Source organism: Citrobacter sp. FDAARGOS_156 (assembly GCF_001559235.2).
GTDB classification, from domain to species: domain Bacteria; phylum Pseudomonadota; class Gammaproteobacteria; order Enterobacterales; family Enterobacteriaceae; genus Citrobacter; species Citrobacter youngae.
Window position 1 is genome coordinate 4,307,411 of the sequence record NZ_CP014030.2, and the last position, 21,458, is coordinate 4,328,868.

20 protein-coding genes and 3 pseudogenes are annotated in these 21,458 nt (G+C 50.1%); 10 read left to right on the plus strand and 13 right to left on the minus strand.

The window, feature by feature from the left end:
- Positions 1-17: 17 nt before the first annotated feature.
- Positions 18-254 (minus strand): hypothetical protein, encoded by a 237-nt coding sequence (locus tag AL515_RS21225; protein WP_017441496.1) that lies wholly within the window; start codon positions 252-254, stop codon positions 18-20.
- A 99-nt stretch (positions 255-353) separates the two neighbouring features.
- Here AL515_RS21225 and AL515_RS21230 point away from each other — a divergent pair, with 99 nt between their 5' ends.
- The 3 genes from AL515_RS21230 (at position 354) to AL515_RS21240 (ending at position 2,706) form a co-directional block, all read left to right on the plus strand.
- On the plus strand, positions 354-983 hold the full coding sequence (locus AL515_RS21230; RefSeq protein ID WP_225807921.1) for a phage repressor protein CI: 630 nt from the start codon (positions 354-356) through the stop codon (positions 981-983).
- A gap of 22 nt (positions 984-1,005) precedes the next feature.
- Positions 1,006-2,091, plus strand: coding sequence for a phage integrase (locus tag AL515_RS21235; RefSeq protein ID WP_061068638.1), 1,086 nt, complete (start codon positions 1,006-1,008; stop codon positions 2,089-2,091).
- A gap of 228 nt (positions 2,092-2,319) precedes the next feature.
- A complete protein-coding gene (locus AL515_RS21240; protein WP_061068639.1) occupies positions 2,320-2,706 on the plus strand; it encodes a hypothetical protein in 387 nt (128 codons plus the stop codon).
- A 164-nt stretch (positions 2,707-2,870) separates the two neighbouring features.
- Here the strand turns inward: AL515_RS21240 and AL515_RS21245 are convergent, their stop codons facing one another.
- Both AL515_RS21245 and AL515_RS21255 read right to left on the minus strand, forming a co-directional pair.
- Entirely contained in the window at positions 2,871-3,440 is a 570-nt protein-coding gene (locus AL515_RS21245; RefSeq protein ID WP_129533677.1) for a DUF4760 domain-containing protein, read from the minus strand.
- Positions 3,441-4,166: 726 nt separating this feature from the next.
- Positions 4,167-4,907, minus strand: a pseudogene (locus AL515_RS21255) (hypothetical protein); the annotation flags it as partial.
- Here AL515_RS21255 and AL515_RS21260 point away from each other — a divergent pair.
- The 3 genes and pseudogenes from AL515_RS21260 to AL515_RS21270 form a co-directional block, all read left to right on the plus strand.
- Positions 4,906-5,741 (plus strand): annotated as a pseudogene (locus AL515_RS21260) (phage integrase); the annotation flags it as partial. The pseudogenes AL515_RS21255 and AL515_RS21260 sit on opposite strands and share 2 nt — an antisense overlap.
- A 27-nt stretch (positions 5,742-5,768) precedes the next feature.
- Positions 5,769-6,653 (plus strand): hypothetical protein, encoded by an 885-nt coding sequence (locus tag AL515_RS21265; RefSeq protein WP_061068641.1) that lies wholly within the window; start codon positions 5,769-5,771, stop codon positions 6,651-6,653.
- Positions 6,654-6,988: 335 nt separating this feature from the next.
- Positions 6,989-7,262 (plus strand): annotated as a pseudogene (locus AL515_RS21270) (cytoplasmic protein).
- On the opposite strand, the gene AL515_RS21275 reads toward AL515_RS21270, so the two are convergent.
- The 9 genes from AL515_RS21275 to AL515_RS21315 all read right to left on the minus strand — a co-directional run bounded on the left by AL515_RS21275 (position 7,207) and on the right by AL515_RS21315 (position 16,614).
- On the minus strand, positions 7,207-8,172 hold the full coding sequence (locus AL515_RS21275; RefSeq protein WP_061068643.1) for a LysR family transcriptional regulator: 966 nt from the start codon (positions 8,170-8,172) through the stop codon (positions 7,207-7,209). The pseudogene AL515_RS21270 and the gene AL515_RS21275 sit on opposite strands and share 56 nt — an antisense overlap.
- A 33-nt stretch (positions 8,173-8,205) precedes the next feature.
- On the minus strand, positions 8,206-9,120 hold the full coding sequence (locus AL515_RS21280; RefSeq protein WP_105242197.1) for an alpha/beta fold hydrolase: 915 nt from the start codon (positions 9,118-9,120) through the stop codon (positions 8,206-8,208).
- Between the two features lie 55 nt (positions 9,121-9,175).
- Positions 9,176-9,802: a 3-isopropylmalate dehydratase small subunit gene (gene leuD / locus AL515_RS21285; protein ID WP_061068644.1), complete on the minus strand. Its 627-nt coding sequence runs from the start codon at positions 9,800-9,802 to the stop codon at positions 9,176-9,178.
- A 1-nt stretch (position 9,803) separates the two neighbouring features.
- A complete protein-coding gene (gene leuC, locus AL515_RS21290) occupies positions 9,804-11,225 on the minus strand; it encodes a 3-isopropylmalate dehydratase large subunit (RefSeq protein WP_061068645.1) in 1,422 nt (473 codons plus the stop codon).
- Positions 11,226-11,660: 435 nt separating this feature from the next.
- A complete protein-coding gene (locus AL515_RS21295) occupies positions 11,661-11,984 on the minus strand; it encodes a DUF1889 family protein (protein WP_071887391.1) in 324 nt (107 codons plus the stop codon).
- Positions 11,985-12,097: 113 nt separating this feature from the next.
- Positions 12,098-13,909, minus strand: a complete 1,812-nt coding sequence (locus AL515_RS21300) for a diol dehydratase reactivase subunit alpha (protein WP_061068647.1) — start codon at positions 13,907-13,909, stop codon at positions 12,098-12,100.
- 10 nt (positions 13,910-13,919) lie between these two features.
- On the minus strand, positions 13,920-14,348 hold the full coding sequence (locus AL515_RS21305; protein WP_005131409.1) for a glycerol dehydratase small subunit DhaB3: 429 nt from the start codon (positions 14,346-14,348) through the stop codon (positions 13,920-13,922).
- Between the two features lie 2 nt (positions 14,349-14,350).
- Positions 14,351-14,935, minus strand: a complete 585-nt coding sequence (locus tag AL515_RS21310) for a propanediol/glycerol family dehydratase medium subunit (protein WP_040230555.1) — start codon at positions 14,933-14,935, stop codon at positions 14,351-14,353.
- Between the two features lie 11 nt (positions 14,936-14,946).
- Positions 14,947-16,614, minus strand: a complete 1,668-nt coding sequence (locus AL515_RS21315; protein ID WP_061068648.1) for a propanediol/glycerol family dehydratase large subunit — start codon at positions 16,612-16,614, stop codon at positions 14,947-14,949.
- A 393-nt stretch (positions 16,615-17,007) separates the two neighbouring features.
- Between AL515_RS21315 and AL515_RS21320 the strand changes: the two genes are divergently transcribed.
- The 4 genes from AL515_RS21320 to AL515_RS21335 are packed head-to-tail and all read left to right on the plus strand — an operon-like array spanning position 17,008 to position 19,522.
- On the plus strand, positions 17,008-17,436 hold the full coding sequence (locus AL515_RS21320) for a GlcG/HbpS family heme-binding protein (RefSeq protein WP_061068649.1): 429 nt from the start codon (positions 17,008-17,010) through the stop codon (positions 17,434-17,436).
- A gap of 22 nt (positions 17,437-17,458) precedes the next feature.
- On the plus strand, positions 17,459-18,622 hold the full coding sequence (dhaT, locus tag AL515_RS21325) for a 1,3-propanediol dehydrogenase (protein WP_048213323.1): 1,164 nt from the start codon (positions 17,459-17,461) through the stop codon (positions 18,620-18,622).
- 15 nt (positions 18,623-18,637) lie between these two features.
- Positions 18,638-18,991, plus strand: a complete 354-nt coding sequence (locus AL515_RS21330; RefSeq protein ID WP_061068650.1) for a glycerol dehydratase reactivase beta/small subunit family protein — start codon at positions 18,638-18,640, stop codon at positions 18,989-18,991.
- A complete protein-coding gene (locus AL515_RS21335) occupies positions 18,992-19,522 on the plus strand; it encodes a cob(I)yrinic acid a,c-diamide adenosyltransferase (RefSeq protein WP_061068651.1) in 531 nt (176 codons plus the stop codon).
- Here the strand turns inward: AL515_RS21335 and dhaR are convergent.
- A complete protein-coding gene (gene dhaR, locus AL515_RS21340; RefSeq protein ID WP_048213505.1) occupies positions 19,500-21,425 on the minus strand; it encodes a dihydroxyacetone kinase operon transcriptional regulator DhaR in 1,926 nt (641 codons plus the stop codon). The genes AL515_RS21335 and dhaR overlap by 23 nt on opposite strands.
- Positions 21,426-21,458 lie beyond the last annotated feature (33 nt).

The window sequence follows — 21,458 nt, forward strand, 5'->3', positions numbered from 1 at the left end:
ATCCCAAAATGGAACTATCAGGCTTGCATTGCGACTTCACAGCCCTGGGCTGCTTCCATCGTCAAGGCGAACATGTTTACTTCAACCAGACCGTTCGCGTTTTCTTTCTTACGGATCGGGAGACGCCCCTCACGAACCATTTGACGGGCATAGCTGAGCTTGTAACCGGTACGACGGCAGAACTCATGCAGGGTGATATATGGTTCAGACACCACAAGGTTGATGCTGGGGCGCATTGATAAATGTTGTTTCATGATGCAATATTCCTCAGTTTGGGTTGTCTCTACACTATTCGAGACTATTAATTACTATTCGTTGCTTCACATAACGGAGAATAGGATCACAAAACGCCAATGTCAATTCAAAACATCACAAAACACCATATTCCGCAAAAGCTGCGTACGGAGATTATGCAGAACAAAGGCGGTCAACCGGTCATTGAGCGCATTCTTAAAGCCTATGGATTCACCACTCGCCAGGCCCTTTGCAATCATCTGGGGATATCACAGAGCACCATGGCTAATAGGTATGCCCGGAACACGTTTCCCTCTGATTGGGCTGTGATTTGCCATCTTGAAACGGGCGCTTCTCTGTTATGGCTGGCCGCTGGTGAAGGTCCGATGCTTGAGGGTCAGGCTGAGGCTGGAACGGTTACCAGGACTCTAAAGCACTTGGTAATCACTGATGGGGTTTCAACTTCACAAAATGAAATCATATACGACGCTAGTTTAATTCCTGCAGGCTTATCAGCTCCCTTTGTCGTGACTTTCGAAAGCTCAGTTTATTTAGTCGATAATCACGAGGGTGAAATCAACGATGGGTGGTGGCTGGTCGAAATTGACGGCTTAACCAGTATTAGAGAGGTTTTTAGATTCCCCGGCGGACGCATACGTATTGAGAATGGGCGAGCCTCTTTTGAGTGCGCGACGTCAGACGTAAAAGTATTAGGCAAGGTGATAAGCAAAACCGAGCAGTTTGTTTGATACCAAACGGGAGATTAATTAAGTGGCCGTAAGCAAACTCGCCAATGGCAAGTGGCAAGCCCAGGTATTCCCAAACGGGCGCGATGGAAAACGCATCCGGCGCCAGTTTGCCACTAAGGGCGAGGCTCTAGCATTCGAGCGCCATATAAAGGATCAAGCTCAGGATAAGCCGTGGCTGGGTGAGAAGACAGACAAACGCCGCGTTAGGGATTTGGTTACAGCCTGGTATAACGCACATGGTGTAACACTTGCTGATGGCGAGAAGCGTAAAGGCGCAATGGAGTTTGCCTGTCTCGCTATGGGCGATCCCCTCGCAACTGAATTTAACGCTAAATTATTTTCAACGTATAGAGAACAGCGATTAAGCGGAAAAATCACCCGCTCGGATCGCGTAAAGTCAGTAACCCCTCGAACGGTAAACCTCGAACTGGCTTACTTTCGGGCTATGTTCAATGAGCTGAAAAGGCTTGATGATTGGACAGCACCAAACCCTCTCGAAAACGTCAGAGAGTTTAAGATTGCAGAAGTTGAGTTAGCCTGGCTTACGGTTGAGGAAGCGACGCGCTTGCTTGAGGAATGCGAGAAAAGCAAAGCAGGTGATTTAACCACGATTGTTAAAATCTGCCTTGCGACCGGCGCAAGATGGGGAGAGGCTGAGAGCTTAACTGGCAAGCAGATAAGCCCCGGTAAAATAACTTTTATCAAAACTAAGGGTAAGAAAAACCGTGCGGTTCCAATCAGTGATGAGCTTTACGAATTGCTACCCAAAAGCCGAACCTCGAAGCCACTCTTTACCGGTTGTTATTCAGCATTCAGGAGCGCGATAAAGCGCGCGGGAATAGAACTGCCAGACGGTCAGCTGTCGCACGTTCTACGACATACTTTTGCCAGCCATTTCATGATGGGCGGCGGCAATATTCTGGTCTTACAACGCATCCTCGGACATACAGATATAAAAGTTACGATGCGTTATGCTCACTTTGCTCCCGACCATCTAACAGAAGCGGTTCAACTTAACCCCCTAAACCTAATTAGTGGCAGCAAAATGGCAGCACAGCGCAGCACTATGCAATACTTTTCGACAATATACGAAATCCTATGCGCTTGAATTTACTGTAAATCATTGTTTTTAATCAAATATGGTTCGGACTCATAATCGCTTGGTCGCTGGTTCAAGTCCAGCAGGGGCCACCAAATTTTAGCTTTATAATCAAAGAATTAAGCCACCTTGCAAAAGGTGGCTTTTTTTCATCTTCTCTCTTGTGTCGCAAAAGTGTCGCATGAAAGCAGCACGATGCTTGATTGCATAGCTTCAACTTGTTGTGGGGACCAACGCATGGAGATCGAATTAAGCACTTTGATATGGCTGGTTGGGGGGTTCTGTTCTTCAGTCGCCATATGGGTAGGTTTCGCTTTTAAAAACCCAGGATTCTACTTAAAACACCTATCAAGTAAGCTGTTTAATTTTATTTTGGGGACAGGTTTCTTAACGTTCGTCGTTTACACTTTTCTCAACGCTTACACAAACATACTCAAAAATAAACTTTCCTTCACTGAAGGTGCAGTTGAAATCATTGATGATGTTTGGAAAAAGCCATTTCACATCATTTTGTTTGTTGCATTAGCTTTGTGCTTATATTTTCTTGTTTGGATTAGCGTACTTTGGTTGGCCGAATCTTACAAAAAATATCAAGAAGATACTAAGTCCAAAAATGATAAATAATCGCTCGGTAGCAGGTTTAATGCCAGCAAGAGGGATCATGATTTGACTACCCATCGTGAATGCTGTCGCTATACACGAGACAAAAAAGGGTTACACATAGGTGCAACCCTTCGTTATCGAGCATAATAAAATCCAGATCTTATATATGATGCATCGATGGCTGACTAGTGCCTTCCTTTTTCTTTGGGGAAAGACAGATTAAACGGCAGTCTCAACTCATTCTTGAGGCATTCCCCGCGCCTTTTCACAATCCACCTGTTAGCAAGCCAACAAAAATTAGCATATATCCGCGGATTAACCTTTTGACGTTCTTCAATGTAGGGTTTACATGCAACATAAAGGTTGATGACTGTGGAAGCATAGACTTTGTACAAAAATCCTTCATCAAAGAGCCCGTGTTTGATGGCGTTCCCACAGCGTTCCCATTCATTGAAAACCGTCATCAGCGCTCGGGCTTCTTTCGTTTGCCTTACAGAATTTAGTCCCCAATGGCTCATCGGTTTTTTGGGCTTTTTAGGATCTTTCTTCAATAAAGTTAAGATTTCTTGCCAAGCGGCATCAACTTTATCGCTTCTTTTATAAGATGATTCGAAATCTAACGAGTTTTTTTCGCGGGATGTTTGACGATTTTTTCTGATCGTTACGACAGCCACTATTAGAGCAACGATGGCCGCAACAACATTACTGAAGAACGTTGGGCTAGTATCCCAGAGATTAGAAATTATTTCATTCATTTTCAATGAGTTGTAGTTATGTTTGCATACAAAAAAGGCGGGGAAAAACCCCACCTCTCGTCAATTCAGAAAATGAAACTTCTTAGGATAAGCCCCAATCCTCTTCGCGGAAAGTTTTCATAGTATTGCTCCTCCAGTTAGTCATTTTTTACTCATAAATCTGTTTGGATGACCTTTATACACTGCATAAGTGACAACCACAAGCACTGTACAACAGATTTCAGTAATCACTCCAATAGCTAAGATAGTAAGCCATTGGTTCCTCTCTCTTTCTATGTTGTTACTAAGCTTAGCAAATGCAACCCATCAAGCCAGTTCATTTAAGAAAAATTACATTTAACCATATAAATCAATAAATTAATTGTAGCACACATTAAACATAAGGACAAAAAAACTGAAAAACACTGAAATTCCTTTCATCCTTTTCAGTTCTGGTTTTCCGCAAAGCCGCCAGTGCTGGCGCAGTCTGGCTGTCTGGTTTGTAGAAAAATAAAACTGAAAAAACTTATCGATCCAGAAACCGCAGGCGGGTGCGGTGTAGTGCCGTTTTTGTCTGCGAAAGATTTATTTTGTCAGCATTTAGCGCCGCCAGCGTAACGTGACAGCACAGAGCCTTTAATGATGTTGCGTGGTAGTGGTCAGGGGAAATAAACGCTTAGAATGCGTCTGGTGAGGTCTGGGAATGGGTACAAAAAAGCCCGCATTATGCGCGGGCTGATGGGATGGTCAGGCGATTATTTTCTGGTACTTATTGCGGGTCTGTCCGGCCTTCTCCGCCGTCTGTGTGAATGCCCCGGCATTGGTTGGCGTACCCACGCTGGGGTGTGAATGGCTCGCACACTGCTGCGCCAGCTCTGCCAGTAAATCAATGGTATCCAGCATCATGGCCAGCGTATTGACACTCTCACTGCCAATATGGACAGTTGGTCCCATAATCTGCTGACCGCCCGCCGCCACCGATTTACGCAGCGCGGCAATCTTTTCAGTCAGTGTTCCCCCATCAACATCCACATCACCGGCCACTTTCATGGACTGCTTCCCGGTTATATCGGTTTCGTCATTCCCTTCAATGCTGGCCAGCCTGTTACCCTTCACGGCCTGGCTAAAATCCCCGGCGCTGACCTGCTGAATGGCTCCGGCCATCAGGGTGGCGGTACCCAGTACCGTGGTCTTATCGGTGGCTTTAACCGTGGTTTCCCGACTGACCAGATCACGCTGTTCCGTGTCGGCTTTGACCGTCCGCGCCATCGATGTTTCGCTGATGGTCTGATCGGTCTGCCGCACCCAGTCGCCAGCCTGGGTAACACGCTGCGACACCTCCGCCCGCTGCTGTTGCAGCTGTTCGCCGGGCTTTACATCCGGCAGACTGGTACCATCCGGCAGCGTCTGCCGGATAAACGGTTTATCAGGTCGCCCCCCGGTAAAAGCGACTTCAACCAGCGTCCCTTCTGGCGGGAACTGGAACATAATTGATTTGATTAAACTCTGGTTCAACACCCACGGCATCAAATTAGCGGATGGTGAAAAGCGACAAACCACGATGGCTTTTGCATGCGAGGCGATGTGAAACCCACTCGCAACCGAGTTTAATTCGAAAATTTTTGCGTCGTATCACGAGCAGCGTTTAAGTGGGAAGATCACCCGCTCCAGCAGAGTGAAGAATGTTACGCCACGCACGGTTAATTTAGAACTGGCGTATTTCAGAGCCATGTTTAACGAACTGCGTCGATTTGATGAATGGACTGCACCGAACCCGTTAGAGAATGTGCGTGAGTTTAAAATCAGTGAATCCGAGATGGCTATCTCACCATTGAAGAAATCCGCACACTACTCTCTGAATGTGAGAAAAGCCGTTCTAAAGATCTGACTACTATTGTTAAGATTTGCCTAGCAACTGGATCACGATGGAGTGAAGCAGAATGTTTGAGAGGGAACCAGATTCGCGCTGGGCAAATCATCTTCGTAAAAACAAAAGGCAAGAAAAACCGCGCGGTGCCGATAACTGAAAAGTTACAGGCTGAGCTGCCTACGAGCAGAAAAGCGCTGTCACTCTTCAAACCATGCTACTCTGCCTTTAGAAAAGCTATGCAACGCGCTGGTATTGACACACCTGCCGGGCAACTGACGCATGTTTTGCGCCACACATTCGCTTCACATTTTATGATGAATGGCGGTAATATTCTTGTGCTTCAACGGATATTGGGGCATACCGATATTAAAGTTACAATGCGGTATGCGCATTTTTCACCTGATCATTTAAATGAAGCACTCTATTTTAATCCAATAAACCAAATATATTAATATTACACTTGTTATCAAGGAGTTGATGTGGAAACGACAATTTCCAATACCACTAAGCAGAATGCCATTGAAATTAGCGACATTGAAAAAGTCGAAAAATGGTTAACTGAATATGGAGTTAATTACAACTCAACTCGTTTTGGAAAATCATCTAAAGTTTATAAGAAATGGAGTAGCGATGGTCAAATCCCTTCATTTCAAGAGTTATGGGCCATCACTGAATTACTAGATTTTTGTGAGCTCTACAATTCATTTTCTAACTCAAGTGAAATAGAAAAACATTTTATAACAAAAATAACAAAAGGTGCCGATTTTCTAGAAGATGATAACAAAAACTCTGCTAGAGATTTCTTTTTTGAAGCTAAAGTGGCATCCAGATTCAAAAGGGCCGGTTTTAATGTTGAGATTAATGGCGAACACGATATTATTTCTCAAAACGATATAATAAGACTTGGTATTGAATGCAAACGCCCTAGAAGTGAAAAAAAAGTCATAGAACTAGTAAAGTATGCTTTTGAAAAACAACTGAGCAAATTAGAAGACCGCTCTTCTCAAGGTATAATTTGCCTTGATATAAGCCGAGTACTTTATGGTGAGTATATTGAAGCATTAAATGCTGGTGCTTTTACATTGCCCTTTACCTCACGTGAATTGATTCAATCATATCGTGACAAAACTGATACTCGGTTTAAAGACTTACTCGTCGATAAATGTCCTGAAGTTATTGAAGGAATAAGGATGTTTGTAATTTACTACTCACTTCCAATGTTATTACAAAACAAAAAAGAAAAAGGCAAAGTTCTCTTTTTAAAATTTGCGCATTTTTCTCACATGAGTCGAAGAAAAGATGAAGTTACCAGAACTATAGCTAAATCGTTAACTAATAGTGTCGGAAAGCAGTTTACAAGCTAATTAGCGATTCAAAATTTGGCAGCAAAGTGGCAGCATAGCACAACACTATGCACCACTTTTCATCACTATATAGCCTTAAGAAAATATATAAATCAGTAACTCACTGATTTTACGAGCTTTAAAATGGGACTCATAATCGCTTGGTCGCTGGTTCAAGTCCAGCAGGGGCCACCAAATTTCAAGGACTTGCGAGAAATCGCAGGTCCTTTTTAGTACCAATTATACCTCCCATAAGTTACCCCCAGTGTTTATGCATTTCAGCCAATGCCATCTGGCCGATGTTAATCTTCCCCTCAACCTCCGATAATCGTCACCCGAAAATCAGGAGGTAAAATATGACGCTAAAACCAGGTGAGAACTCCGGTAACAACGGAGGTATCTATGTGGAGGTCGGGCCACGCGGTGGGGTAAAAGATAACTTTGCCACTATCGCAGACAACAAAACCGCACCACCAACGCAAAGTCCTAAAAGCCACTGGGTGCTGGCAAAAAGAACACCCAACAGTAGACGTAAGTAAGAGCACCCGGTGCCACTACAGTTGGCGCCTATTGCTCACAACACGTCCGGTGCTTTACCGTCCGGCAAGCATTGTGCAAGATATTCAGTGAGGAAATCGATGCAGGTTTTGATACGATCAGAGCTTGATGAACGCCGGGTATATACGGCCCAGATATTCGCTTCCTGATACCACTGGGGCAACACGTGAACCAGCTCACCGCGTGCAATATACTGCGCAACATCCCATTCCGACCGCAATGTAATGCCATGACCTTTCAGTGCCCAAATGAGCACCACGCTGCCGCTGTTGGAAGAATGAAAACCGTTTAGTCGGCAATGTGTCTGCTGCCTGCCATCCGTTAATATCCAGTTGCCAAATGCCGAGTTTTTTTCCTGAATCATCAGGCAATCATGTTGCACAAGCGCACTAACAGACTCTGGTTTACCGTGGCGTTCCAGGTACTCAGGGGAAGCACAAAGGATCCGGCGATTAGTGGCCAACTGCCGTGCGATATACCATTCATTGATGTCATCCCCAACGCGAATCTCAATATCGACACCCTCCTCCACAAGATCCACTTCACGATCCGTTAGCGTGAGTTTTACCGTGATATCAGGGTAGGCGATCATAAATGACGACAGCGCCTCTGCGACATATTGTTGCCCAAAACCAAATGAGCAGTTGAGGGTGATATGACCCGCCAACACGCCACGTTGATTATCCAAACGACTGACAAAGCCATCCATTTCACTGACGACCTGCATCGCCCCATCCAGCGCATTTTCGCCTTCCGGTGTGAGACGCATCACTCTGTTATTACGGAAAAAAAGCCGGACGTTGAGGCATTTTTCAAGGATAGCGATGCGTTTGCTGATGTAGGAGGGGGATAGCCCCAGCTCCAGCGCTGCCCGGGCAAATCCACCGTTGCGGGCAACGGTGACAAAAACGAAAAGATCTTCAACAGAAGGCCAGCCCTCAAGGGGCTGGCGATGCTTTTTACCTACAGGCGTCGTTTTCATAACATCGCAGCGAGATGACGGAAAATGACAATGTTATAACACCGATCGCAAAAATGACTGCAGTTTCTGCATGAAGATCTCTGGGATCTCCTCTTGCGGAGAATGCCCGCAAGGCAAAGCTTCTCCCTGCACGTGCGTCGCTTTTTCTCTCCAGGTATCCACAACATCATACAACTGCCCTACCGTGCCCTGAGCCCCCCACAGCAACAGTAATGGACACTCAATACGCGCAGACGCATCCGCAGCATCGTCTTCAAGATCAATCGATGCTGCGGCACGATAATCTTCGCAGACCGCATGGATCATCTCAGGATTCTGGTAACAGCGCAGGTATTCATTGAACGCATCTTCTGATGTCGCCCCTGCAGTTTTTAACTGACCTGCAATATGCTTGCGCAGAAAAAATGCCGGATCGTGCGCGATCATTGTTTCCGGTAATGGAAAAGGTTGGATCAGGAAAAACCACCAAAAATAGCGCGTGGCAAACGCCTTATTGGTTAACGCGTACATTGTGGCTGTCGGGGCTATGTCGATGAACGTGCAACACGTCACACTGTCAGGATAATCAAGGGCCAGCCGATGTCCCACCCGTCCTCCACGGTCATGCCCGACAAAAGCGAACCGCGGATAACCCAGAATCTCCATCAGCATGACAATATCCTGCGCCATCATACGCTTTGAATAGGTACGATGCGCCGGGTCACTCGCCGGTTTGTCGCTGTCTCCATAGCCCCGTAAATCCGGCAAAATCACCGTGTGGCTTTTCACCAATTCCGGCGCGACTTTACGCCATGTGATGTGGTTCTGCGGATGGCCATGTAAGAGCACTAACGGTGAACCGTTTCCTCCGATGGCGACCCGGATTGTTAAACCATTTGGCAGCCGTACATCCTTTAATGCAAACCCAGGAATGAACGGAGAAGCGCCGCATTCAATAACTGTACTCATCACTGTCTCCTGCCTTTTGCCCGACATTGCCCCCGTTTCATCGCCATCTCTTTTCTTAGCCACGTGCGGATGCCGGACACTTTAACCATGGGCGCCGCGCGTAATGCTGCACCTCAAAATTTTCGATCTCTGGCAGATATTGCAGTGCCCAGGCAATAGCATCTTCGCCAGCGGCCAACATCTCTCGTTTGAGTTCACTAATGACAAAAGGAAGTGTTTCATCTGCTGTCACAATCTCGCAGCGTTCAAGAGAAACCGTGATCAGATTGCTGTCAGCCTTCGCAGCTAACTGTGCCAGACGAGCCAGAGACGCGTCATCCAAAGAGATTGTCAGGATCCCGTTGCGCTGGCAGTTGTCATCAAAAATCCCGGCGAAAGTGGAACCTAACAGCGCCCGGATGCCCAACTGTTTTAATCCCCAAACGGCATGTTCGCGGCTCGATCCGCAGCCAAAGTTGGGGCCGACCAGCAAAAACGTCGCGTCCTGCCAGCCCGGCATATTGAGAATAAAATCGGGATTAGGCTGACCATTGCCCAGGAAACGGCGATCGAAAAACACCCCTTTATTCAACCCCTGACGATCGATCCCTTTCAGGAACTGTTTAGGCATAATCACATCGGTGTCGATATTCGGTTCCAGCATTGGCGCAATTCGCCCGCTAATTTGCTTAAACGTATCCATCTCATTCCCCCGCCTGAAGTAATGTCCGAACATCGACCAGATGCCCTGCTACCGCTGCTGCCGCGACCATCGCCGGGCTCATTAAATGCGTTCTTGCCCCTGCGCCTTGCCGCCCAGGGAAATTACGGTTCGTACCCGATGCGCAGCGATCGCCTGCTGCCAGTACGTCCTCGTTCATCGCAAGGCACATTGAGCAACCCGACTGACGCCATTCAAAACCAGCATCAATAAAGATTTTCGCCAACCCCTCGTCTTCCGCCTGGCACCGGACCTGCGTTGAACCGGGCACAATAATCCCGCGCACATGGCTGGCAATTTTGCGTCCTGCCACGACTTTCGCGACGGCCCGCAGATCTTCAATGCGGCCATTTGTGCATGAGCCAATAAAAGCGTGCGAAATACGAAGGTCACTCACCGGCGTACCGGGCAGCAGATCCATATACTGGAGAGCTTTCTCAAGCGCGAGGCGTTTAAGTGGATGCGTTTCGTGTTCCGGGGATGGGACATGGCCGGTGATCGCACAGGTTTGATCCGGGCTGATCCCCCAGGTCACTTTAGGTTCAAGATCGAGACAGTCGATCGTCACGGTCTTATCAAAAACCGCATCAGCATCACTACTTAACTGCGACCACTCCTGCAATGCCTGTTGCCAGAGTTCACCTGCGGGCATTTGCGGCTTCCCGTGGATATAGTCAAAAACCTTTTCATCCGGCGCAATAATCGCACCGCGAGCTCCTGCCTCCACGGCCATATTGCAAAGCGTCATTCGCCCCTCAACACTCAGGGCACTGATTGTTTCACCGTCGAATTCGATGGCATATCCTGTCGCACCATCTGCGCCAGTACGTTCGAGTAATTCAAGAACGATATCTTTTGCAGAACAACCAAAAGGCAATTCACCCTTAACGCTGACACGCAGGGTTTTCAGCTTGCGATAGACCAGCGTCTGAGTCGCCAGCAGGTGTTCGATTTCCGACGTACCGATACCAAATCCCAGAGCGCCAAACGCACCGTAAGTGGTGGTATGGCTGTCGCCAGCCGCAATCACCATTCCGGGCATGACCAGCCCTTGCTCGTGGGCAACGACATGTTCTATCCCTTGCCGTGGGTCCAGCACATCAAATAACGTGATACCAAAATCAGCGGCATTTTCCCGAAAATAATCAACCTGCAACTGACCGCCGGGATCCGTCATCAGCATATCGCGCTGCGGCCGGGTGGGATTAACATGATCAACATTCAGCAGAAAGGCTTCCGGATGCCGCACCGGCCGTCCCTGTTCCCTTAACCCGCTAAATGCTTGTGGACTGGTATATTCATTGAGTATCGAACGATCGATATAAAGTAAAACATGCCCTTCGTTATCAAGTTCCCGAACGGTATGCGATTCAACTAATTTTTCATACAGCGTTTTAGCAGACATAGATATATTCCTGGGGTAACGAATGGCTGAATAATGAGATATTCGTCATTGAGGCTTTTAGCTATAGTGACACATTCATGAAAAAACGATGATTCCAGTCGGGAAAGTATAAAAACACACTTCGTGTTGGTGAGCAGACGCCGCCCAGAGTAGGTTGCGCTGCGATCACAACAATTCCGCAGGCACCGCTGACCTGATTATGTTCATATTTTTATTGTGCCCAGAGGGACAAAACGAAATGGCGTATTTTATGAAATGGAGATCGTCAGAGGTTAACCAGATAATAAAAACGTGGTTATTTTTAAGATACAGAGTTAGCCACGCGTTTTAAACGCACCAGGATGGTAATCGGGATTAATCAGAATTGTGGCAGCGCTTTTGGACGCCGCCATCCCGAGATGGAAACGTCCGTTAGCGTGTTATTCGATAGTCAGCTCACACGAGTTCTTTGAGCTGCTCCTGCATATAGGTCGAAAAATACTCTGGATTCTTGATAAGGATACGGTTACCGGAGGCGACTTTTTCTGCCCATCCGGCTACTTTTTTCGTGAACTCAGGATTCCATCCCTCCTGCTCACCCCGTGCCATTACAACTTCCGGACTCGCTGGCACACCTAAGTCATGCAAATACTTTAAGATTCCCTTAGCGGTACTTTCGTCCATTGAATGGGGTACTGACACTGAGGTGTTCATACCACCAATAAAATCCAATGCTTTCTCAATTGCTGTTGGCATGCTCTTATCCTTAAAATTAACCACGTGAGAGACACATTTATACTATGTACCCAACTCCGCCGGGATATCAAAGAGAACGTTGCCTTTATTTGATTTACCCCGCAGCTAAACGCTTGCGGCGGCTGTTTTCTGCACGATTAATTCGCCATTCCGGCCAAAACCAGCCCGGTCGCCACCGCATTACGCGGCCCTTCGGTACCACGAATGTTGCCCTGTCCGGCGACAACCCCGTAATGTGCCAGCGCGTCGGTAATCATCTGTGGGATTTCGAAATCCAACGAGGAACCGCCCACCAGCACCACGAAAGAGATATCGCGAATGGATCCGCCGGGAGACACCTGGCGCAATGCACGCAGGCAGTTGGTCACAAAAACCTTCTCTTTGGCCTGACGTCGCACCAGACGAATTTTTTCCAGCGAAGTCTGGTTATCTACCGGGATCAACTCGCCATCTTTCAGATACACCACTTTGGCGAATACTGATGGGCTGAGCGGTTCGCGGAAAAACTCCACCGCACCGTTCTCATGACGAATACTGAACAGGCTCTCTACTTTCGCCAACGGGTATTTTTTTATTTCCTCGGCCAGAAACGGATCGCTCAGACCCAGCTCCGTCTGAATCAACAGGCTGACCATATTACCCGCACCGGCCAGATGTACCGCCTTTACTGTCCCTTCTCTATTGATGATGGCTGCATCAGTGGAACCTGCGCCTAAATCGAGGATCGCCAGCGGTGCAGCACATCCAGGCGTCGTTAACGCACCTGTCACGGCCATATTGGCCTCTACCCCTCCTACTTCAACGGAGGTGTTTAATCGCGCGCTCAACTCGCTGGCAATAGCCTGCATTTGTAAACGATCGGATTTCACCATCGCCGCAATGCCGACAGCATTTTCCATCGAACACTCCCCGGCGATGCCGCCCTGCACCTTGCGCGGAATAAACGTATCAACCGCCAACAGATCCTGAATATGCACCGCGTTCATATCATGCCCAGTCAGCGAGGCCATCACCTTACGCACTCGCTCCAGCATGCCGCCTGCGTGCGTACCAGCTTCCCCACCAATATCTCGCACGGGCGCGCAGGCGTTCATCGCCTGCATAATGGCCTGCGCACCTTGCGCTACGTCGGCTTCACCGCCACGCTTTTCACCACGGATAAAGATCTTACCCGCCGGGATCACTCTTGATTGCACATCGCCCTGCGGGGTTTTCAGCACCACGGCGGAGCGGTTACCAATCAGCGCTCTGGCAATAGGGACGATGGTTTGTGTTTTCTCCGGCGTCAGGGCAAAGAAGGTAGCGATACCGTAAGGATTCGACAGCACCCGCACCACCTGTCCCGCGGCCGCCACTTCCACCGCCGCCAGCACGCCTTCCGGCACCTTCTCCAGCAGGGTGACTTCATCAACCACCGGCATTGGCCGACGCAGGCGATTATTCACCAACACGCCATCATCTTTTTTCAGGATGGCCGCCACCACGTTGATTCCGCGATCCAGTGCCTCATTGATGAGCCAAACTGCCTCGAGAAAATCCATTGCCTCACCCACCAATGGGATCCAGCCCTGAGCACATCGATCCTCACTCAATGCCGCCAGCTTCTCCACAGCAATGGTGGTTCCCATTCCCACGCCAACGCCGCCGGGCGTTTGTGGGTTATGCCCTATCATCGTTGATTCGGTAATGATGGTTTCCGTGATGGTTTCCATCGCCACATCGCCAATCACCGGTGCGGCTTCATTGATACAGATTTTCGCCACATCTTTAAGCGACCATGGCGTTTTTTCCAGCGCCTGCTGCAGGGAAGCGACCACCCCGGCAATATTGTCCCGCGTTCCTTTCATGCCCGTGGTCGCGACAATCCCGCTGGCGATAAACCGGTCATGCTGCGCCAACGCCACTTCCGTGGTGGCGTTGCCGATATCAATCCCTGCGATTAACGGCATATTCCCTCCGTCACTGGCTGCCTTTACGCAGCTTGTTTCTCTGCTGATACACCTCTGCCGACTCACGCACAAATCCGGCGTTCACCGTCGCGTGCCAGGTATGTTCCAGCTCATCAGCGATCGCCTGTAGCTCCGCGAATGAAGAGCGAAACGGACGTAGCGCGTTGTAGATTTCCAGAATGCGGGTATCCGGGATGGCAATCAGTTCGGCCGCGCGGCGGAAGTTGCGCGCCACGGCGTGACGTTGCATCTGTTCGGCAATCTGCGCCTGATACTCCAGCGTTTGCTGAGAAATACGCACATCCTGCGGCCCTACATGTCCCGCCAGCACATTCTCAAGGGTGATATCGGTTAGCGGTTTCCCGGTGGGGGTCAGGATTTTCTCCGGGCAGCGGGTAGCTAAAGGATAATCCTGCGCGGTCATGATGTTGTCGTTCATTGTCATTCCCTTACTAATGCAATATGCAGCGTGACAGGCGCAGCATCCTGCACCACATGCTTGGTTTCTTTAATGTGAAACAGCGCGGCTTTGGCCATAAATTTGGGGCGCACCATCTGGTCATTGACCACCGGAACCGGCGAGGGCGACTCTTTGCGTGCATAGCGCGCAGCGTTCTTTCCAATCTGGCGATAGGTTTCCAGCGTCAGCAGCGGGGCCTGAGAGAAGAGTTCAAGGTTACTCAGGGGCAGTAAATCACGCTGATGAATAACTGTGGTTCCCTTTGACTGAATACCAATCCCGATGCCGGAGCCACTGAGGTTCGCCGCATCCCACGCCATAAAAGAGACATCAGAGGTGCGCAGAATTCTCACCACTCGCGCATGCAGCCCCTCTTCTTCAATCCCTGCCACCAGCTCTTTCAGAATCGCGTTGTGCGGCATATCAATCAGGGTTTTATGCTGGTGCTTGCCAAAGGCCGGCCCGACGCCAATCACCACTTCATCAGCGCGATCGTCTGCTTTTGCCGCCTCGCCTTCACTGACCTGCAAGGTAAAAACGGGCTTACGTTCAGTTGTGCATTCCACGGTGTACCGCCTTATTCAATCGAGCTGGGCTGAACCACGCCCGCAATATTTTTAATTTCTGCCCAGCGTTCGGCACTGATGCGATAGCCGGTGCCGGGTCCCTGATAATCATTGATGTCATTCACGGCGCTGACCACGTCGAACTGACGATCCAGAATGGCCGATGTTTGCAGGTAATCACCGGTCACGCGCTGTCTCAACATATTGAGAATATTGCTGGCGATATCTTCAAATCCGCTACCGCTTAGCGCCCCGACGATATCCAGCCCGGTAATGTTGCGCTTCATCATCTCTTCCACTGCAGCCAGATCTTCCACCACATTGCGCGCAGGCATGTCTTTGCTGCCGTGAGCGTAGGTGGCAGCCTCCACTTCCTCATCACTGATAGTCGGCAGGCCCAGTTCGCGGAATACCGCCTGGATAGCCCGCGCCGCCTTGTTACGGATAGCGATGGTTTCTTCTTCGGTTACCGGGCGCAGGCCGCCGTCAACCATCAGGTCACGTTGCAGTATGTTGTAATCATCGAAGTCTTCAGCATCGAAGTTAGAACCGGCAAACATGTTGTCGTAATTGGGGACGGCGCTATAGCCAGAGAAGATAAAGTCGGTGCCGGGCAGCATCTGCATCAGGGTGCGGGCGGTACGGCGAATATCGGAGTGTGAGAAGGTCTGGTCATTAGCCGAGGCCACTTCAAGGTCGAGCATCGACGCAATCAGGTTTTCCGCCAGTACCGCGCGGATCCCCGACGGCACTGCGCCCGTCATCCCGATACAGCTAACCGCGCCGTTTTGCAGCCCCTGTACACCCGCGCCTTTGGTGATAAAAATGCAGCGCGACTCCAGGTACAGCATCGATTTACTTTCGGAATAGCCCATCAAGGCTTCCGAACCGGTACCGGAGGTGTAGCGCATCTTCAGGCCGCGGGACGCATAGGCCGAGGCGAGAAATGCTTTTGACCATGGCGTATCGTCGCCGTCAGTGAATACCGATTCCGTTCCGTAGACCGACACCGTTTCGGCGTAGCTGGTTAACCCACGCATTCCCAGCTCCAGCTCAGTAGCCTCTTCAACAGAACATTGTGTCAGTACGCCAGGGCGACCACACTGAGAACCGACCAACAGCGCAAGGGCGTTAAACGGCGCATAGCGGGCAATCCCGACCGTCGTTTCCTGTTCGGAAAAACCACGAATCCCCGCTTCAGCGGCATCGGCGGCAATCTGCACCGGATTATCTTTCAGGTTGGTCACGTGGCACTGGTTAGAGGGGGTGCGTCGGGCGCGCATTTTTTGCAGCGCCATCATCATCTCTACCACGTTCATTTTCGCCATCACCTCCACCGCTTTCGCCGGAGTAATAGCGGTGGTAATAGCAATGATCTCTTCGCGACTGACGTGGATATCCACCAGCATTCTGGCGATCTCCAGTGCGTCGAGCTGCATGGCACGCTCGGTTTCAGCCACGTTTATCGCGTAGTCGGCAATAAAGCGGTCAATCATGTCGAACTCGGCGCGGCGCTTGCCGTCCAGTTCAACGATACGACCCTTTTCCACCTTCACAGAAGAGGCTGGATCGTAGGGACTTTCCATGGCGATCAGACCTTCTTCCGGCCATTCGCCAATAAGCCCATCCTGATTTACAGGGCGCTTCGCAAGAACTTCGAATCGTTTTGATCTTCTCATAGTTTATAGACTCAAAAGATAAAGAATAGGGACGCCAGGCTGTATCGCTGGTGCTCTATCCCCCCAGCAATCGCCTTTATCAGCAATAGCCGAACTTTAAATGAGCAGGCCGATAAAAAAATAAAATTAATTACGTTCCAATTTGATACATATTTAAATGTCAGCGTTTCATATTGAAACGGTCAACAGGAATATCCATAAAGAATTGTGACGCGCTTAAATGATCATTATCAACAAATGCCGAACGCAGGGAATTAAATTAATATTTTAGAAAAATCCACACTATTGACTTAATAACGCGTCGCGAGAAAATACAGAAAACCCAATGAGAAAAAATAGCTGTAGCGCGATATTTTTTGCGACCTCAGCCCTACAACCTTGTCAGGAGATACTGTGAATAAGAGCCAACAAATCGCCACCATTACGCTGGCGGCCGCAAAGAAAATGGCGACTGCCGTCGAGGCAAAAGCGATTGAAATCAACGTTCCGGTGGTCTTTTCCGTGGTCGACCACGGCGGAAACACGCTACTGATGCAGCGCATGGACGAGGCGTTTGTCACCAGTTGTGATATTTCTCTCAATAAAGCCTGGACCGCCTGCTGTCTGCGGCAGGGCACCCATGAAATTACCGATGCAGTACAACCAGGTGCTTCTCTATATGGTTTACAGCTCACCAATCAACAGCGAATCGTTATTTTTGGTGGCGGTTTACCTGTTGTATTTGACGGTCAATTAATTGGTGCCGTCGGCGTTAGCGGCGGCACTGTGGAACAAGATAGATTATTGGCTGAGACCGCATTGAATTGTTTCTCTGAATTATAATTTAAATCTAAGAAGGTATATTATGAGCTATCGTATGTTTGATTACCTTGTGCCGAATGTTAACTTTTTTGGCCCAAATGCTATTTCCGTTGTCGGCGAACGCTGCAAACTGTTAGGCGGTAAAAAAGCGCTGCTGGTCACCGATAAAGGTCTGCGGGCGATAAAAGACGGTGCGGTAGATAAAACGCTGGCACATCTGCGTGAAGCCGGGATTGAGGTGGTCGTATTTGACGGCGTAGAGCCGAACCCTAAAGATACCAACGTGCGCGACGGTCTGGAGGTCTTTCGTAAAGAGCAGTGCGATATCATCGTTACTGTCGGCGGCGGTAGCCCGCATGACTGCGGTAAAGGTATCGGTATCGCAGCCACGCACGAAGGCGATCTCTACAGCTATGCCGGGATTGAAACCCTGACCAACCCGCTGCCGCCGATTGTCGCGGTGAATACCACTGCCGGTACGGCCAGCGAAGTCACCCGCCACTGCGTGCTGACCAATACCAAAACCAAAGTGAAATTCGTGATCGTCAGCTGGCGTAACCTGCCGTCGGTTTCCATTAATGACCCGCTGCTGATGCTCGGCAAACCCGCCCCGCTGACCGCCGCCACCGGGATGGACGCCCTGACCCACGCCGTGGAAGCCTATATTTCCAAAGATGCCAACCCGGTCACCGACGCCGCCGCTATCCAGGCGATCCGCCTGATCGCGCGTAATTTACGTCAGGCTGTGGCGCTGGGCAGCAACCTGAAAGCCCGTGAAAATATGGCCTATGCTTCGCTGCTGGCGGGTATGGCCTTCAACAACGCCAATCTCGGCTATGTTCATGCGATGGCACACCAGCTCGGTGGTCTGTACGACATGCCGCACGGCGTGGCAAATGCGGTATTGCTGCCACACGTAGCCCGTTATAACCTCATCGCTAACCCGGAAAAATTTGCCGATATCGCTGAGTTTATGGGCGAGAACACCGACGGGCTGTCAACCATGGATGCCGCTGAGCTGGCCATTCACGCCATCGCCCGTCTCTCCGCTGATATCGGCATTCCGCAGCATCTGCGCGATCTGGGCGTCAAAGAAGCCGATTTCCCGTACATGGCGGAAATGGCGCTGAAGGACGGCAACGCCTTCTCTAACCCGCGCAAAGGGAACGAGAAAGAAATTGCCGAGATCTTCCGTCAGGCTTTCTAATCCAAAGGGGGCGCAATGTCACTTTCATCACCGGGCGTACATCTGTTTTATCACCCACGCTGGCAGGATACCCGCGCGCTTGATGAACTGTGCTGGGGACTGGAAGAGCAAGGCGTCCCATGCCGGACGGTCTGTTGCGACGAGAATGACTGTGCGCTGGCGTTGAGCAAACTTGCGGCCAAAAGCTCCACGCTGCGTGTCGGTCTTGGTCTTAACGCCACGGGTGATATTGCTTTAACCCACGCCCAGTTGCCCGAGGATCGGGCGCTGATCCGTGGTCATATCGCCGCCGGAATGGCGCAGATCCGCACGCTTGGTGCCAATGCTGGTCAACTGGTCAAAGTGCTTCCTTTCAGCGAGATAACATAAATGTACCGTATCTATACCCGCACTGGTGATAAGGGCACAACCGCGCTGTTTGGCGGCAGCCGTATCGACAAAGACGATATCCGCGTGAATGCCTATGGCACCGTGGACGAACTGATTTCCCAGCTTGGCGTCTGCTACGCCAGCACGCGCCTGACAGAGCTTCGCCAGGATTTACATACCATCCAGAAGACGCTGTTTGTGCTCGGCGCGGAACTTGCCAGCGATGAGAAGGGTCTTGCTCGCTTAACGCAGACGATCAGTCCCGAGGATATTCAGGCGCTGGAGCAGCTTATTGATCGCAATATGACGCAAAGCGGTCCGCTAAAAGAGTTTGTTATTCCGGGGAAAAACCTCGCATCGGCACAGCTACACGTTGCGCGCACGCTGGCGCGTCGGCTGGAGCGACTCCTCATCACCATGGGCAGAACGTTGACGCTGCGTGATGAGCTTAAGCGTTACATCAATCGTCTGTCAGATGCGCTGTTTTCGATGGCCAGAATCGAAGAAACTACTCCAGATGTTTGCGCTTAAACTGGCTGGCATCGATGTCGTACTGCTTCATCTTGCGCCACAAGGTGGTGCGGCCAATATTCAACAGTTGCGACATTTCCTGCACACGTCCGCTGGTGACGCGGGCGGCATGGATAATCGCCTCTTTTTCGATGGCGGTAAACGTCAGGCTGGCTGGCAGCAGTGAAGATGCTGCTTCCAGACCCGGACGTTCGGCAAACAGATAATCCGGCAGATTACTCAGGCGAATATGGCCATTGTCGCTACTAATGGCGATATTTTCGATAATGCTGTTGAGTTCAAAATCATTGCCCGGCCACGAGTAGGCCACCAGTTGCGCCAGCGCGTCATCGTCCAGCTTCAGGCTGGATGAAAAGCGTTTTTTCAGGCTATTTAAGCGTGTATGAATCAGCGCCGGAATGCTGTTACGCCGTGCCCGCAGCGGTGGAATAACAATTTCAAAGGAGTGTAACGCGTAATACAGTTGGCGGCTAAAGCGGTTTTGCTCCACCAGGTTGGCGAGATCAACCGTGGTAGTAGCAATCACTTTGACATCTACCGGGATCAGGCGGCGGGCATCAAGGCGGGTCAATACGCCCTGCTTGATAACCTGCAACAACGCGGATTGCAACTCTGGTGCCAGATACTCAATTTTTTCCAGAAACAGCGTACCGCCGTTCGCCAGTTCAAGGCGGCTCAGCCGACCGTTTTCATCATCGGTTGGCGCACTGCCCATAAAATCCTGCCCCAGCACGCTGTTGGCATACAGTTGGCAGTTCACGGCGATATACGGCCCGCTGGCACGTTCACTTTCATTGTGAATAGCCTGGCTCAATAGCTCTTTACCCACTCCCTCTTCACCACACAACAGAATAGGGAAACTCCCTCTCGCCGCCTGGCGACCAAAATGGATCAGCCGACGGGTTTCCGGGTCATCCGTCGACATCTGTTCAAAGGTGTGGCTGACTTTTCCGAGCTGGCTGGTCATCAGTTGGCGCATTTGTTCGACCGGGTGCAGCAGCAGAATAAAGCTGTTGCCCTGCTCTTCAACAATCGGCTTCAGGGTAATGACGGCATCAACAAACTGATGCTGACTTTCAAAGGTGACTTCGACGTGATTCAGGCCGCGGGCATGTTTTATCGCCCGGCGCAGCAGCATGGGCAGATTGAGCAAGTCATTAATGTTTTTACCCTGGCTGGCCTGTGCATCCAGATGTAAAAGCAAAGCGGCACGGGCATTAAGAAATTGCAGAACGCCCTGCTCGTTCCACGCCATCACGCCATCATCCATGCTTTCCAGCAGTCCGTACATCTGATTCAGATGGCGGTTAGATTCGGCTAGCAGGCTATCAGTCAGCAAAGAGTTGCCGACTTCTCTGGCAATCGCCAGCGTCAGGGACAAATCAGAAACGCACTCATGCTCTACCAGACAGCACAAGGAAATAGAGCCAAACAGTCGACCATGGTTATCGAATACCGGCGTCGAGCAGAACGACCACGGATGCAGCGCCTGCTTAAAATGCTGATCGCCAGAGGTTTTTGTCGGCTGCCCTGGCATCGTTGCCAGCGATAGCGCACAACTGCCGATAATGCTTTCCGCACAGTAGCTACCGTCACGAAAGCCAAGTTCCGCCAGCTGTTCCACCGTCTGCGGATCGCCGCACCGGCTGAGAATACAAGCCGATTCATCCAGAATCAGCAGTGCGCACGGACGTCCATCCATAAACTCCCAGGCATCTTCCAGCGCAGCCTGTCCAATCGTCAGTAGCGCAGTCTTACGGCGACAAATCGACGCAAAAGTCAGTCCCTGTGCCTGATGCGGTGCCTGCCAGGTTTCCCGCTGCATAAACTTGCTGCAACGATGCCATGACTGAGCAATGACCGAAGAGACTTCCTTCCCGATGCCATGAGTGTGCGCCGTCATATCCATTTCCGCTGTTTTACCATAGACAACCCC